This is a genomic window from Streptomyces sp. NPDC093795, from assembly GCF_044764665.1.
Classification (GTDB): domain Bacteria; phylum Actinomycetota; class Actinomycetes; order Streptomycetales; family Streptomycetaceae; genus Streptomyces.
The window spans coordinates 20,193-34,249 of the sequence record NZ_JBIWIO010000017.1 but is presented as its reverse complement, the minus strand read 5'-3'; the positions used below and the strand labels follow the sequence as shown (position 1 = coordinate 34,249).

Here is a 14,057-nt window from a genome sequence, read left to right as displayed (position 1 = left end):
CATCACTCACCTCGTCGTGCCGGAGGTCCCCTTTGTTGCGCATGTTGCGAGTATCGAGAACCGCCCTGGTCGTGAGCGCGGTGGTGGCCGCGCTGCTCGCCCCGACGGCCGCCCACGCCGAGGGTCCCGTCGCGAGTCCTCCCGACGGCGGGGGGATTCCCGTCCTCACCGACGAGCACGGCCGCGCCCTCACCCTGCGCGGCTGGAACATCGAGGACAAGGCGAACCGCGGCGACGCCGCACTCTCCGCGATCACCGAGCGGCACTTCCGCGACATGCGGGCCAAGGGCTTCAACTTCGCCCGCCTCCTGGTCTTCTGGGACGATCTGGAGCCTCGCCCCGGCCAGTACAGCCAGGGCTATCTGCGGAAGATCGAACGGATCCTGGACTGGGCCGAGAAGCACGACGTCAAGGTCCTCATCGACGCCCACCAGGACGTCTTCGGGACCGCGTTCGGCCACCGGGGCGTGCCCGCGTGGGCCACCAGGACCGACGGGCTGCCCTTCACCCCGCACCCGGACGACTGGTTCTCCGAGTACTTCGAACCCGCCGTCCAGCGCGCCTTCACCCACCTCTACGAGGACGAGGACCTCCGGCGCGCCCAGGCCCGCATGTGGCGGCTGCTCGCCGACCGCTTCGAGGACCACCCGGCCGTCATCGGCTACGACCTGATCAACGAGCCGATGGGTGAGGTGCGGGAGGGCGAGGACCTGGCGACGGCGGCCCGGCGCATCGAACGGGACCAGCTCACCCCCATGTACAACCGCCTCGCGGACGCGATCCGTTCGGTCGACCCGTCCACCTGGGTCTTCGTCGAGCCGACCCCGATCGTGGGCGAGGGCGTGCCCACCGGACTCGGGCGCATCGACGACCCGAAGATCGTCTACGCGCCGCACTTCTACAACACCGGCATGGAGGCGGGCGCCGACTACGACCCCGCCGCCCGCTGGATCGAGACCTACGAGCAGGCCGTCACCCAGTACCCCCAGGAGTACAAGGTGCCCGTCGTCGTGGGGGAGTGGGGGCCGCTGAACAACTCCCTGCCGCTCATGAACCGCTTCTACCGCGAGGCCATGGCCTCCCTCGGCCGCTACGGCTCCGGCTGGGCGGGCTACGTCTGGTGCTACGGCGGCGGCTACTGCGCGGTGGACGGCGCCGGGACCTTCCGTACGAACAAGGAGCTGACCGCGGAGCCGTACGCCGAGGCGGTCGCCGGGACGGTCCGCTCCGCCACGTACGACGCGGGGGCCGGGACCTACCGCCTGTCGTACGACTCCGCCGGGCGGCGCGGCCCCCGGGTCACCGAGCTCTCCCTGCCGCCCGGGACCTGGCGGGTGACGGCCGGGACCGGGGCGCTCGTGCTCCGCACGTCCCCGGGCAGGGCCCTGGTCCTCGCGGCCCCGGGCGCCCGGGTGACGGTGACGGCCACCCGGGGCTGAGACCGCCACGTGGGCTACGCCGAGGGGCGGCGCGACCCCAGCAGACCGGTGATTCTGATCGCCGCCGTGGACAGCTGGTCGCGGGCCTCGGCCAGCTGGTCCCGGCTCACCCCGTGGTCGCGGGCCGCGTCCCGGATCTCGTCGCGGAAGCGGTCGAGGAGCCGGTCGAGGTCACGGGCCGGGTCGCCCGAGCCCTCCGTCTCCCGCGCCCACTCCGGCACCTCGCCGGCCGGGGCCGTCGTGAACGGCGGCTCCTGACCGGCGGCCTTCGGGTGGGTCGTGCCCGTCACGAGGTCGCCGAGCTGGGCCGTGATGCCGGAGAGACCCTCCCAGACACCCTTGGGCCAGTCGCCCCGCGAGAAGCGGTCCTGGACCTCCTCCTGCACCTGCTGGGCGATCCGCTGGAACTCCTTCGCCTGGTGGCGGGCGGACTTCGCCTCGGCGCGGGCCTGGCGAGCCTGCTCCTTCCACTCCTGCCCGACCCGGCGCAGCTCCTCCTTGGCGTCGGCGAACGAGGAGGCCTCCGCCGTCCGGGTCCGGCCCGCCGCCGCGCGCATCTCACTGCGCACCCGGCCGGCCGCGCCGCGCACGTCGTCGCGGATCTCCGCCGCGAGCTCCGACACCGACTCGCGGATCTCCCGCTCCAGGTCGTCCAGTTCGGCGCCGCGCCCGGCCAGCTCGGCGCGGCCCGCGTCGGTGATCGAGTAGACCTTCCGGCCCCCCTCGCTCGCGTGGGTGACGAGGCCCTCGGCCTCCAGCTTGGCGAGGCGCGGGTAGACCGTGCCCGCGGAGGGCGCGTAGAGCCCCTGGAAGCGCTCCTCCAGGAGGCGGATCACCTCGTAGCCGTGGCGCGGGGCCTCGTCGAGCAGCTTGAGCAGATAGAGACGGAGGCGGCCGTGCGCGAAGACGGGCGGCATGTCAGAGCACCTTTCCGGTCGCGGAGGGGGTGGGGGAGGAGGTGGAGTCGGTGTCGCCGTCCGGCTCGGGGCGCCGGAGCAGGGCGATGGAGCCGGAGACGGTCGTCGCCTTGAGGGTGCCCCGGCCCGAACCGAGGGTGCCGGTGACGGACTTGGTGCCCCACTGTCCCCCGACCCGCAGATCGTCGAAGGCGTTGGCCAGGGAGCCGCTCGTGGTGCTCGCCTCGACCCGGGCGTCTCCGGAGTGCGGGAGCCGGATGGCGACCTCGCCGGAGACGCTGGCGAGCCGGATGTCGGCCGGCGGCCCGTCGAGGTCGGCCGGGTCCAGGTCGATGACCATGTCGCCGCTGACCGTCTCCGCCTTCACGGAGGCGCCCGCGCCCTCGATCACCGTCACGTCCCCGGTCACGGAGTTGACCCGGAGGGCGCCGGTGACCGACTGGGCCTCCAGGTTGCCCGAGACGCTCTCGGCGCGGACCGGGCCGGAGAGGCCGAGGAGGGTGGTGTCGCCGCTGACGCCGCGCACCTCCGTACGCCCTCTGATGCCGGTGACGACGGCCTCGGCGCCGACCACCCCCACCTCGACGTCGACGCCCGCGGGGACGGCGACGGAGACGACGGCCCGGCGCCGGTACTCCTTGCGGTCCAGCCACTTGAGGATGCTCTTCCACTGCAGGTCCTCGTAGCTCACGGTCAGGGTGGAGCCGTCCTGCGAGACGATCAGCGGCGGGCCCTCGATCTCCGAGATCTCCACGCGGGCGGAACTCTCGTCCGTCCCCACCACGTTCACCGTGCCGTTGACGATGCGGACCTGGAGGCGGGTCACGGGGTCGGCCGGTGCCAGCTTCGTCGGCTCGGTGACGGACCACTCTGTCATGGTGCTGACCTCCCGTTTCGGCAACGCAACATATCGCGTATCTCGATAGACACGATATATCGCGCCAAAGGGAAGTCAACCCTGACTCTCCCCTGACCGACCCCCTGACAGGGTGCGTAATCACCACCGAATGCGGACAAACTGCCCTAGCGTGGGGCCCATGAACGCGACATCCGGACCGAGCCCCGCCGGCGCGCTGCTGCTCTGCCGCGCCGATCCCCCCGCGGTCCGCCCGTCCGCCCAGCTGCTCGGGGAACAGCTCCTCCTCGCCCCGGCGGGCGACGTCTGGAGCGTGATCGTCCCGGAGGGGAAGCCCTGGCTCCACGGCGGCGAAGCCGTCGAACAGGTCGTCACCGGCTGGGCCACCGCCCTCGCCGTCTCGGCCGCGACCTGGCCCGTCGTCGCGCTCTGGTGGGACCGGGACAGGGCCGGGCTCACGCTCGCCACTGGCTTCCGCCGTGCGGTCGGCTACACCTGGCTCGCGGACGGCACGCCCGTCGGCGAGGACGAGGCCATGCGCACCTTCGCCGCCCGGCTCGCCCTCGACCCCGTCCTCGACGTACAGGCCCTGGAACCGCTCACGGTGCCCGATCCTGACGCCGACGCCCCCAGTCGGCTCCTCGGCGTCATCGCCGTCCTCGGCCGCACCGGGCTCACCCTGCCGACCGGACTCCACCCCGGCGAGAGCCCCGACCGGCTCCGTTCCGTCGCCCTGGCCCACGGCGCCGAGCAGCTCGAACCGTCCGGCCTGCGAAGCGCCGTACGCGCCGAACTCGACGTGGTGGAGGCCGGTCCCCTCGGGCCGTACCTGCGCGGCCCCAAGGCGCGCGTACTCGGCGGTGCGCAGCTCGCGGCGGGACTGCCGCTGCTGCTCTGGGGCTGCGGCCGGCGCAGCGGCGGCTGGGCGACGGCCGGGGCGCTGCTCGTCGCGCACGGAACACTCGGACTCGCCTACGACCGGCTGCGGGAGGCGTGACCCGGCGGGTGGGACGCGCGCGCGGGGACGGGAGGCGCGTGCGGGAGGCCTGACCCTCGCACGCGCGTGCGGCCCGGCTTCCCGCTCCTACTCGTCGTCGTCCTCGTCGTCGTCCAGACGCGCGAGCCAGGTCGCGAGGCGCTCGACCGGCACCTCGAAGTCGGGATTGAGGTCGACGAACGTCCGCAGCTGCTCGGCGAGCCACTCGAAGGTGACCCCCTCCTCGCCTCGCCGCTTCTCCAGTTCCTCGATGCCACGGTCGGTGAAGTACATGCGCCAAGGATAGGCCGTACCTCTCCCGTCCCCTGTCGCCCGTCAGTCCCACCGACTAGCCTTCCCCATCATCGTTTCGGGGAGCGGGGGGCGCTGTGACACACGGGATCGCTCGGATTCGGCTGGATGACGGGACACCTGTCTGTTATCCCGACACCCCGCCGGAGATCTGGGGCGACGTCCCCCGCCGCAACCCCCGGTTCACCGGCCGCGACGACCTCCTCACCGAGCTCCAGGAACGGCTCATGGACGCCGAGCGCGGCAACGCCGCCTGCACCCTGCTCGGCATGTCCGGCATCGGCAAGACCCAGATCGCCGCCGAGTACGCCCACCGCTTCAGCCCCGACTACGACGTCATCTGGTGGGTCAACTCCGACGACCGGAACATCCAGCGCGACCGCTTCGGCGAACTCGCCGTCGAACTCTCCCTGCCCACCGGCAGCGAGCCCGGCGAACGCATCCGCGCCGTCCGGGAAGCCCTCCGCCGCGGCGACCCGCACGGACGCTGGCTCCTCGTCTTCGACGGCTGGGACGACACCGACGGCATCGACGTCATGCTCCCGCAGGGACCCGGCCACGTCCTCATCACCTCCCGCAACCGCGGCTGGCGGGAACACACCGACGTCCTGGAGATCCCCAGCTTCGACCGGGCCGAGTCCACCGGTTACCTGATGCGCCGGGCCCCCCAGATCAACGCCGCCGAGGCCGACGAGGTCGCCGCCGAGTTCGGAGACGTACCCCTGCCGCTCGTCCAGGCCGCAGCCTGGCTCGGCGAATCCGGCATGGAGGCCCCCGAATACCTCCGCATGGTCCGCGACGGCCGGCTCTCCACCGTCGACGAGCCCTCCGCGGGCGACGGCATGCCCAACGCCTCCCTCACCTCCTGGTCGATACTGATCAACCGACTCCGCCGCGCCCAGCCGCAGGCCATCGACATCCTCAGCCTGTGCGCCTCCTTCGCCCCCGGCCGCATCCCCCTCGGCATCGTCCGCGCCTACCCCCAGGCCCAGCTGCCCGAGGACCTCCGCTGGATGGCCACCGACCTGCCCGCCTGGACCCGGGCCCTCGACACCCTCGTCAACTACTCGGTGCTCACCCGCGAGACCCGCGGCCCCCTGACCACCGACGAGGTCGGCCCGCACCAGGAGTCGATCCACATGCACCGCCTGGTGCACGACATCGTCGCCCGGCTCACCGACGGAGAGCACCGCGACGCCCACCGCAAGGCCGTCCGCACCCTCCTCGCCGAGGCCGACCCCGGCAACCCCACGGACAGCAGGCACTGGCCCCGCTACTCCGAACTCCTCCCGCACCTGGAACCGTCCGGAGCCCTCCGCAGCACCGACCCGCGCATCCAGGTCGCCGTCCTCAACTGCCTGCGCTTCTGCGACCGCAGCGGCGAGTACAAGGCCGGCATCCGGCTCGCCGGACGCATCCGCGACGAGTGGACCTCCTTCATGGAACCGCTCGCCCCGCACATGCAGGAACTCACCACCCTCGAAGGCGACATCCTGCGCCGCTACGGCCGGTTCCGTGAGGCGTACGACCTCGACCTCGCCCAGCGCGAGCGGCTGACCGCCGCCGACAGCACGGACCGGCTCGGCGAACTCCAGACCAAGGTCTCCATCGCCCGCGACCTGCGCTTCCTCGGCCAGTACCAGGAGTCGGAGAAGCTCCAGCGGGAAGCCCTCGCAGAGGCCCGCGGCCTCCTCGGCGAGACCCAGTTCCTCACCCTCGTCGCCCGCCACAACCTCGGCGTGGTGCTGCGGATGCTGGGCCGCTACCAGGAGGCGTACGAGCAGGACACCGACACCCTGTCCCGCTGCGAGAGCGTCCTGCGCCCCCACCACGCCTCCACGCTCAACTCCAACAACGCCGTCGCCCAGGACCTCCGGCTGCTCGGCCGCTACCGCGAGGCGCTCGGCCGCCAGGAGGCCAACGTCAAGCTGCACGTCAAGATCCTCGGGCCGCAGCACCTCCACACCCTGTACGCGCGCAGCCAGCTGGCGCTCTGCCGGCGCCGCGAAGGCGGCTTCAAGGAGGACATCGGCACGATGATGGCCGGCGTCCTCGACCACCTGGAGCAGGCCTACGGACGCGACCACTACGTGACCCTGTCGGCCGTCACCAACTACGCCAACTTCCTCCGCGAACACGGCGACCTCGACCTCGCACGGGAACTCATCACCGAGGCCGAGGCCGGCTACCGCTCCCTCCTCGGCCCCGCCCACCCCGTCTCCACCGGCGTCCTCGCCAACACCGCCCTCGTCATGCAGGCATCCGGCGACCGGGCCTCCGCCCTCACCATGCTGGAGTCGGCGCTCGCCGGACTCACCGCCACCCTCGGCTCCGACCACCCCTGGGTCCTCGGCTGCGCCCTCAACGCCACCGCCGCCCGCAACTTCAACGGCAGGGTCGTCGAAGCCGCCGAACTCAGCCGCGACACCCTGCGCCGCGCCCGGCACGTCCTCGGGAACGAGCACCCGCTGACCCTCTCCTGCCAGGTCGCGCTCGCCACCGACCTGCGTGGCCTGCGCGAGACCGACGAGGCCGGAAAACTGGAGGAGGACGCGCTGCACACCCTCACCAGGACCCTCGGCGCCCAGCACCCCCACACCCTGTCGGCCCGTCAGCGCAACCGCCCGTACTGGGACTTCGAGGCCAACCTCTGAGCGTCAGGAGCAACGCCGGAGGCCCGGCACCCCTGGTGGGGTGCCGGGCCTCCGTACGTGGAACTCGGGCCGTACGAGGTCAGGCGTCGAAGACCTCGTTGACCAGCTGCTGCTGCTCCGCCTGGTGGCGCTTGGCCGAGCCGACCGCCGGGGAGGAGGAGTGCGGACGCGAGATCCGGCGCAGGCGCTCGCCCGCCGGGATGTCCGCGCCGACCGCCAGGTCCAGGTGGTCGATCAGGTTGAGCGCGATGAACGGCCAGGCACCCTGGTTCGCCGGCTCCTCCTGGGCCCAGATGTACTTCGCGGCGTTCGGGTACTTGGCGATCTCGGCCTGGACCTCGGCACCCGGCAGCGGGTACAGACGCTCCAGACGGATGATCGCGGTCTCCGTGTCACCGCGCTTCTGACGCTCGGCCTCCAGGTCGTAGTAGACCTTGCCGGCGCAGAAGACGACCTTGCGGACATCGGCCGCGTTCACGGTCGTGTCGCCGATCACGGGACGGAAGCCGCCGGTGGTGAACTCCTCCACCTTGGACGCCGCGGCCTTCAGACGCAGCATCGACTTCGGGGTGAAGACGATGAGCGGCTTGTGGTGCGGGTTGTGCACCTGCCAGCGCAGGAGGTGGAAGTAGTTCGACGGCAGCGTCGGCATGGCGACCGTCATGTTGTCCTGCGCGCACATCTGGAGGAAGCGCTCGGGACGCGCGGACGAGTGGTCCGGGCCCTGGCCCTCGTAGCCGTGCGGCAGGAGCAGCGTGACGCCGGAGGTCTGGCCCCACTTCTGCTCGGCCGAGGAGATGAACTCGTCGACGACGGTCTGCGCGCCGTTGACGAAGTCACCGAACTGGGCCTCCCAGACGACCAGGGAGTCCGGGCGGGCCAGCGAGTAGCCGTACTCGAAGCCCATCGCCGCGTACTCGCTGAGCAGCGAGTCGTAGACGTTGTAGTGGGCCTGGTCGTCGGTCAGGTAGAGCAGCGGGGTGTAGTCCTCGCCGGTCTCCTGGTCCACCAGGACCGCGTGACGCTGGCCGAAGGTGCCACGGCGGGAGTCCTGACCGGAGAGCCGGACCGGGGTGCCCTCCATGAGCAGGGAGCCGATGGCGAGGGTCTCGCCGAAGCCCCAGTCGATGGTGCCGTCGTCGATGGACGCGGCACGGCGCTGCATCTGCGGCAGCAGACGCGGGTGGACCGTGATCCGCTCCGGGACGGTGACCTGCGACTCGGCGATCCGCTTCACGACCTCGGCGGAGACCGCGGTGGTGACGCCCACCGGGAACTCGGCGCGGGCGTCCGGGACGTGCGCCGGGGCCGGGGCGGTGGTGGCCTCGCGGACCTCCGCGAACACCTTCTCCAGCTGGCCCTGGAAGTCCTGGAGCGACTGCTCCGCCTCTTCGAGGGTGATGTCGCCGCGACCGATGAGCGACTCGGTGTACAGCTTGCGCACCGAACGCTTCTTGTCGATCAGGTTGTACATCTGCGGGTTGGTGAACGAGGGGTTGTCGCCCTCGTTGTGACCGCGGCGGCGGTAGCAGATGAGGTCGATCACGACGTCCTTGTTGAACGTCTGGCGGAACTCGAAGGCGAGCCGCGCGACGCGGACCACGGCCTCCGGGTCGTCGCCGTTCACGTGGAAGATCGGCGCCTCGATCATGCGGGCCACGTCGGTCGCGTACATCGAGGAACGCGAGGACTCCGGGGCGGCGGTGAAGCCGACCTGGTTGTTGATGACGATGTGGACCGTGCCGCCGGTGCGGTAGCCGCGCAGCTGCGACATGTTCAGCGTCTCGGCGACGACACCCTGGCCCGCGAAGGCCGCGTCACCGTGCAGGGCGACGGGCAGGACGGTGAAGTCCGTGCCGCCCTTGTTGATGACGTCCTGCTTCGCGCGGACGATGCCTTCGAGGACCGGGTCGACCGCTTCGAGGTGCGAGGGGTTCGCGGCCAGGGAGACCGTGATCTGCTCGCCGTCGAGACCGGTGAAGGTGCCCTCGGCGCCCAGGTGGTACTTGACGTCGCCGGAGCCGTGCATCGACTTCGGGTCGAGGTTGCCCTCGAACTCGCGGAAGATCTGCGCGTACGACTTGCCCACGATGTTCGCCAGGACGTTCAGCCGGCCGCGGTGGGCCATGCCGATGACGACCTCGTCGAGGCGCGACTCGGCGGCCGAGTCGATGACCGCGTCGAGCAGCGGGATGACGGACTCGCCGCCCTCCAGGGAGAAGCGCTTCTGGCCGACGTACTTCGTCTGCAGGAAGGTCTCGAAGGCCTCCGCCGCGTTCAGCCGGCGCAGGATCCGCAGCTGCTCCTCGCGCTCCACGCGGGAGTGCGGGCGCTCGACGCGGTCCTGGATCCACTTGCGCTGCTTCGGGTCCTGGATGTGCATGAACTCGACGCCGGTGGTGCGGCAGTACGAGTCGCGGAGCACGCCGAGGATGTCGCGGAGCTTCATCATCGACTTGCCGGCGAAGCCACCGACCGCGAACTCCCGCTCCAGGTCCCACAAGGTGAGGCCGTGCTCGGTGATGTCCAGGTCGGGGTGCTTGCGCTGCTTGTACTCCAGCGGGTCGGTGTCGGCCATGACGTGGCCGCGGACCCGGTAGGAGTGGATGAGCTCGAAGACGCGCGCGGCCTTGGTGACGTCGTCGTCGTGCGACGCGTCGATGTCCTTGAGCCAGCGGACCGGCTCGTAGGGGATGCGCAGGGCCTTGAAGATGTCGTCGTAGAAGCCCTGCTCGCCGAGCAGGTAGTTCGCGACGACGCGCAGGAACTCGCCGGAGGCGGCGCCCTGGATGACCCGGTGGTCGTACGTCGAGGTCAGGGTCATGACCTTCGAGATGCCCAGCTTGTTCAGGGTGTCCTGGGAGGTGCCCTGGAACTCGGCCGGGTAGTCCATCGAGCCGACGCCCATGATGACCGACTGTCCGGGCATCAGACGCGGCACGGAGTGGACGGTGCCGAGGCCGCCGGGGTTGGTCAGGGAGACCGTGACGCCGGTGAAGTCCTCCATCGTCAGCTTGCCCACGCGGGCGCGCTTGACGATGTCCTCGTACGCCTGCCAGAACTCGAAGAAGTTGAGCGTCTCGGCCTTCTTGATGCCCGCGACGACGAGCTGGCGGTCGCCGTTGGGCTTCACCAGGTCGATCGCGAGACCGAAGTTCACGTGCTCCGGCTTGACCAGGGTCGGCTTGCCGTCCTTCTCCGCGAAGGAGTAGTTCATCGACGGCATGGCCTTGATCGCCTGCACCATCGCGTAGCCGATGAGGTGCGTGAAGGAGATCTTCCCGCCCCGGGCGCGCTTCAGGTGGTTGTTGATCACGATCCGGTTGTCGAAGAGCAGCTTCACCGGGACGGCGCGGACGGACGTGGCCGTCGGCACCTCCAGGGAGGCGTTCATGTTCTTCGCGACCGCGGCGGCGGGGCCGCGCAGCGTGATCAGCTCCGGGCCGGCGGGGGCCGTGGTGGCCTCCTGGGCCTTCGCCGGGGCCGGTGCGGCCTTGGCCGGGGCCGGTGCGGCCGCGGCGGGCTTCGCCGGGGCCGGCGAGGCGGCGGCGGGCGTCGCGGCGACCGGGGCGGCAGGAGCCGCCGCGGGCTTCACGGGAGCCGGGGCCGCTACCGGAGCGGGCGCGGGAGCCGGAACAGCCGCGGGAGCGGCAGGCGCGGCCTGTGCGGGGCCCGCCTGCGGCGCGGCGGGCGCGCTCTGCTGAGTGGTGGGTGCCGGGGCGGTCGGGGTCTCCGACGCTCCGGGCTTGTAGTCGGCGAAGAAGTCCCACCAGGCACGATCGACCGAATTCGGGTCCTGGAGGTACTGCTGGTAGATCTCGTCGACGAGCCACTCATTGGCACCGAAGGCGGTTGCAGGGTTCTGGCCCTGCCCGTCTTGGTCGGTCGGGGAGCTCGGGGTACTGGGGGACTGAGACGACACGGCGGCAACCGCCCTCTTCCGCTTCACAAGGTGATGGACAGCGGAAATAAAGGCTACGCCTGTCCGGCCGGGAGGTGCAGGCCGGGCGCACCAACGTCGCGCAAGTCACACTTGACGACGTGTTTCGGAGCCGTGAATGGCGGGAAACAAGCGTGGTTCCGCTGCTGTGAGGGTACGGAAAAGCGCAGGCACGGCCCGCTTCGGCCGCACCCCTGATCACGTCCCGCTCACTTGCACGGAGGTCTCCCCCACGTACACGCAGAACGAGCTCTTCCGGTTCGAACCCTACGTCAATCCCTCACCGGAAGCCTGCCCGGAAGAGTGACTCTGATGCGGCATCCACGTGATGATTCGGCCACACCGATCCCGCCGCCGTGCAGATCCACCGCCCAGCGGGCGATCGCGAGACCGAGTCCCGTGCCGCCGTCGCTCCCCGGCCCCGGCCGGTGCGGGGTCGAGCCCCGGTTGAAGCGCTCGAAGACCTTGTGCCGCTCCGACTCCGGGATGCCGGGGCCCTCGTCCTCGACCTCCAGCTCCAGCGAGTCCGGGTAGGGGCCGCGCCGGGCCCGCACCGTGACCCGGCCGTGCGGCGGCGAGTGCTTCACCGCGTTGTCGATCAGGTTCGCCATCACCTGGTGCAGCCGCTCCGCGTCCGCGTGCGCGACCAGTTCGGGCGGCGACACGTCCAGATGCAGATGCACGTCCGTACGGTTGTGCAGCCCCGAGGTCGACGAGAGACCGCGCTGCGACGCGGCCAGGTTCGCCTCCCGCAGCACCCCCGACAGATACGGCCAGACCTCGAAACGGCTCGCCCTCAGCGCGACGACACCGTTGTCAAGACGTGACAGATCCAGCAGCGTCTCCACCAGGCGGCCGAGCCGCTCGGTCTGCTTCAGCGCCGACCGCATGGTCTCCGGATCCGCCTCGGACACCCCGTCCACGACGTTCTCGAGTACGGCCCTGAGCGCGGCGATCGGGGTGCGCAGCTCGTGCGACACATTGGCGACCAGCTCCTTGCGGTGCCGGTCCACGGCCTCCAGGTCGTCCGCCATGCGGTTGATCGTCGAGGCGAGGTCGCCCAGCTCGTCCCGCCGGTCCGCGCCCCGCACCCGGCGGCTGAAGTCCCCGCGCGAGATCGTCCCGGCCACCGTCGTCATCTCGTCGAGCGGCGCCGTCAGGGACTGGGCCACGAACTGCGTGATCAGCAGGGTCGCGATCATCGCGAAGATCGTGATGTACCGGAACTCCGTGGACGTCCGGATCGCGACCAGGGCCAGGCAGGAGGTCAGGAGCACCGCGCCGACGACCAGCGCGCCCAGCTTGGTCTTGATCGAGATCACGATCCGGCGCGGCCTGCGCGCCCGGCCGTCCGGCCCGCGCCGGCTCACAGCGCCGGGGTCTCCAGCGCGTAACCGACGCCGTGGACCGTGCGGATCCGCTCGGCCCCGATCTTCCGGCGCAGCGCCTTGATGTGGCTGTCCACGGTCCGGGTGCCCGAGGCGTCCGCCCAGTCCCACACCTCGGCGAGGAGCTGCTCGCGGGAGAGGACCGCCCGGGGTGTGCTCGCCAGACAGACGAGCAGGTCGAACTCGGTCGGCGTCAGGTGCACGTCCTCGGACCGCACCCGGACCCTGCGCTGCGCGTGGTCGATCTCCAGCTCGCCGAGGCGCAGGATGCCGCTGCGCGGGGTGACCGCGGCGAGCGCCGCCCGCTCCACCCGGCGCAGCAGTACGTGCACCCGGGCCGCCAGCTCGCGCATCGAGAACGGCTTGGTCATGTAGTCGTCCGCGCCGACGCCGAGGCCGACCAGCATGTCGGTCTCGTCGTCGCGGGCGGTCAGCATGAGGACCGGGACGGGGCGCTGGGCCTGGACCCGGCGGCACACCTCCAGGCCGTCGAAACCGGGCAGCATCACGTCCAGGACCATCAGGTCCGGCTGCCAGGCCTCCGCCGCCTCCACGGCGGCGGGACCGTCGGTCGCGGTCTGCACGACGAAGCCCTCGGCGCGCAGCCGCGCGGAGATCGCCTCCACGATCGTCGCGTCGTCCTCGACCACCAGGACACGTCGCTGAGCCCCCGGAGTGGCCGCCGCACCGTGGTGAGTGGTGTGTGTCTGCTCCATTGCCCCGCCTCGCGTCGCCGATGTCGGTGCAGCAGCCTAGAGGTACGTGTGGCGTCCCGGCTATCCAGGAGCTGCTCAGGAGCTATCCGGGACGTACGCCGAGGTGGATCACGTCGGGGACGCCCCGGGCAACGGCGACCTCTTCCGTCCGTACCCCGCTGAATCCGGCATTCCGCAAGGACCCTTCGAAATCGACGGAGGGCCGGGCGGACCATACGGCGAGCACTCCGCCCGGGTTCAGGCGGTCCGCGCAGGCCGCCAAACCCCCGGCCGCGTACAGGGATTCGTTGTCCTCGGTGACCGTCCAGTCGGGCCCGTTGTCGATGTCCAGACAGAGGGCGTCGTACGTGTCCGTGGAGGTACGCAGGTACTCCACGAGGTCCGTGTGCAGGATCACCGTCCTCGGATCGGCCAGCGCCCTCCCGGAGATCGCGGCGAGCGGCCCCTGCCGGTGCCAGTCGATGATCGCCTCCTCACGCTCGGCGACCGCGATCCGGCTCCATCCGGGATCGGCCGCGGCATGCGCGAGGGAGAAGCCGACCCCCAGACCCCCGATCAGGACGGACGGCCCGACCCGGGACTCCTCGGGCAGGGCGTCCCGCGCCGCGTCGATCAGGAGCCGCTCGGAGCGCCCGTCGGAGGTGTCCATCAGGAAGGTGCCGTTGGCGATGATCTCGTAGTGCTCGTGGCGGCGGCGCAGCACGACCTCTCCGTACGGTCCTACACGGCGGTCGAGGGTCACGGATTCTGCCATCGTTCGTCACTCCGTTCTTCGTCGGCTCGGCAGACGGTCCCCGCCATCCTCCCGGGGCGGGGCGGCGGGGACAAACACGTTACGGAGTCACGGGGTTACGCGGAG

General features: G+C 71.1%; 10 protein-coding genes. 3 read left to right on the top strand and 7 right to left on the bottom strand.

Going from position 1 to position 14,057, the window contains the following annotated elements; translation table 11 throughout:
- Positions 1-41 precede the first annotated feature (41 nt).
- Positions 42-1,439 carry a cellulase family glycosylhydrolase gene (locus ACIRB7_RS32790; RefSeq protein WP_403606231.1) on the top strand — a complete coding sequence of 466 codons (1,398 nt, stop codon included), beginning with the start codon at positions 42-44 and terminating at the stop codon, positions 1,437-1,439.
- Positions 1,440-1,453: 14 nt separating this feature from the next.
- Here the strand turns inward: ACIRB7_RS32790 and ACIRB7_RS32785 are convergent, their stop codons facing one another.
- Together ACIRB7_RS32785 and ACIRB7_RS32780 are read right to left on the bottom strand one after the other, a co-directional pair.
- On the bottom strand, positions 1,454-2,356 hold the full coding sequence (locus ACIRB7_RS32785) for a helix-turn-helix transcriptional regulator (RefSeq protein ID WP_403606228.1): 903 nt from the start codon (positions 2,354-2,356) through the stop codon (positions 1,454-1,456).
- A gap of 1 nt (position 2,357) precedes the next feature.
- On the bottom strand, positions 2,358-3,233 hold the full coding sequence (locus ACIRB7_RS32780; protein WP_403606225.1) for a DUF4097 family beta strand repeat-containing protein: 876 nt from the start codon (positions 3,231-3,233) through the stop codon (positions 2,358-2,360).
- Between the two features lie 160 nt (positions 3,234-3,393).
- Here ACIRB7_RS32780 and ACIRB7_RS32775 point away from each other — a divergent pair, with 160 nt between their 5' ends.
- On the top strand, positions 3,394-4,209 hold the full coding sequence (locus ACIRB7_RS32775; RefSeq protein ID WP_403606222.1) for a hypothetical protein: 816 nt from the start codon (positions 3,394-3,396) through the stop codon (positions 4,207-4,209).
- An 87-nt stretch (positions 4,210-4,296) separates the two neighbouring features.
- On the opposite strand, the gene ACIRB7_RS32770 is transcribed toward ACIRB7_RS32775, so the two are convergent.
- On the bottom strand, positions 4,297-4,482 hold the full coding sequence (locus tag ACIRB7_RS32770; protein WP_403606219.1) for a DUF6104 family protein: 186 nt from the start codon (positions 4,480-4,482) through the stop codon (positions 4,297-4,299).
- Positions 4,483-4,577: 95 nt separating this feature from the next.
- On the opposite strand from ACIRB7_RS32770, the gene fxsT reads away from it, so the two are divergent.
- Complete coding sequence (gene fxsT, locus ACIRB7_RS32765; protein WP_403606216.1) at positions 4,578-7,154, top strand: FxSxx-COOH system tetratricopeptide repeat protein; 2,577 nt, start codon at positions 4,578-4,580, stop codon at positions 7,152-7,154.
- Positions 7,155-7,233: 79 nt separating this feature from the next.
- Here fxsT and ACIRB7_RS32760 read toward each other — a convergent pair whose 3' ends face one another.
- The 4 genes from ACIRB7_RS32760 to ACIRB7_RS32745 form a co-directional block, all read right to left on the bottom strand.
- Positions 7,234-11,076 (bottom strand): multifunctional oxoglutarate decarboxylase/oxoglutarate dehydrogenase thiamine pyrophosphate-binding subunit/dihydrolipoyllysine-residue succinyltransferase subunit, encoded by a 3,843-nt coding sequence (locus ACIRB7_RS32760; protein ID WP_403606213.1) that lies wholly within the window; start codon positions 11,074-11,076, stop codon positions 7,234-7,236.
- Positions 11,077-11,366: 290 nt separating this feature from the next.
- Complete coding sequence (locus ACIRB7_RS32755) at positions 11,367-12,464, bottom strand: ATP-binding protein (protein WP_403606210.1); 1,098 nt, start codon at positions 12,462-12,464, stop codon at positions 11,367-11,369.
- Positions 12,461-13,198, bottom strand: coding sequence for a response regulator transcription factor (locus ACIRB7_RS32750; RefSeq protein WP_403606207.1), 738 nt, complete (start codon positions 13,196-13,198; stop codon positions 12,461-12,463). The genes ACIRB7_RS32755 and ACIRB7_RS32750 overlap by 4 nt, the downstream gene beginning before the upstream one ends.
- Positions 13,199-13,280: 82 nt before the next feature.
- Positions 13,281-13,952 carry a spermidine synthase gene (locus ACIRB7_RS32745; RefSeq protein ID WP_403606204.1) on the bottom strand — a complete coding sequence of 224 codons (672 nt, stop codon included), beginning with the start codon at positions 13,950-13,952 and terminating at the stop codon, positions 13,281-13,283.
- Positions 13,953-14,057: the final 105 nt, after the last annotated feature.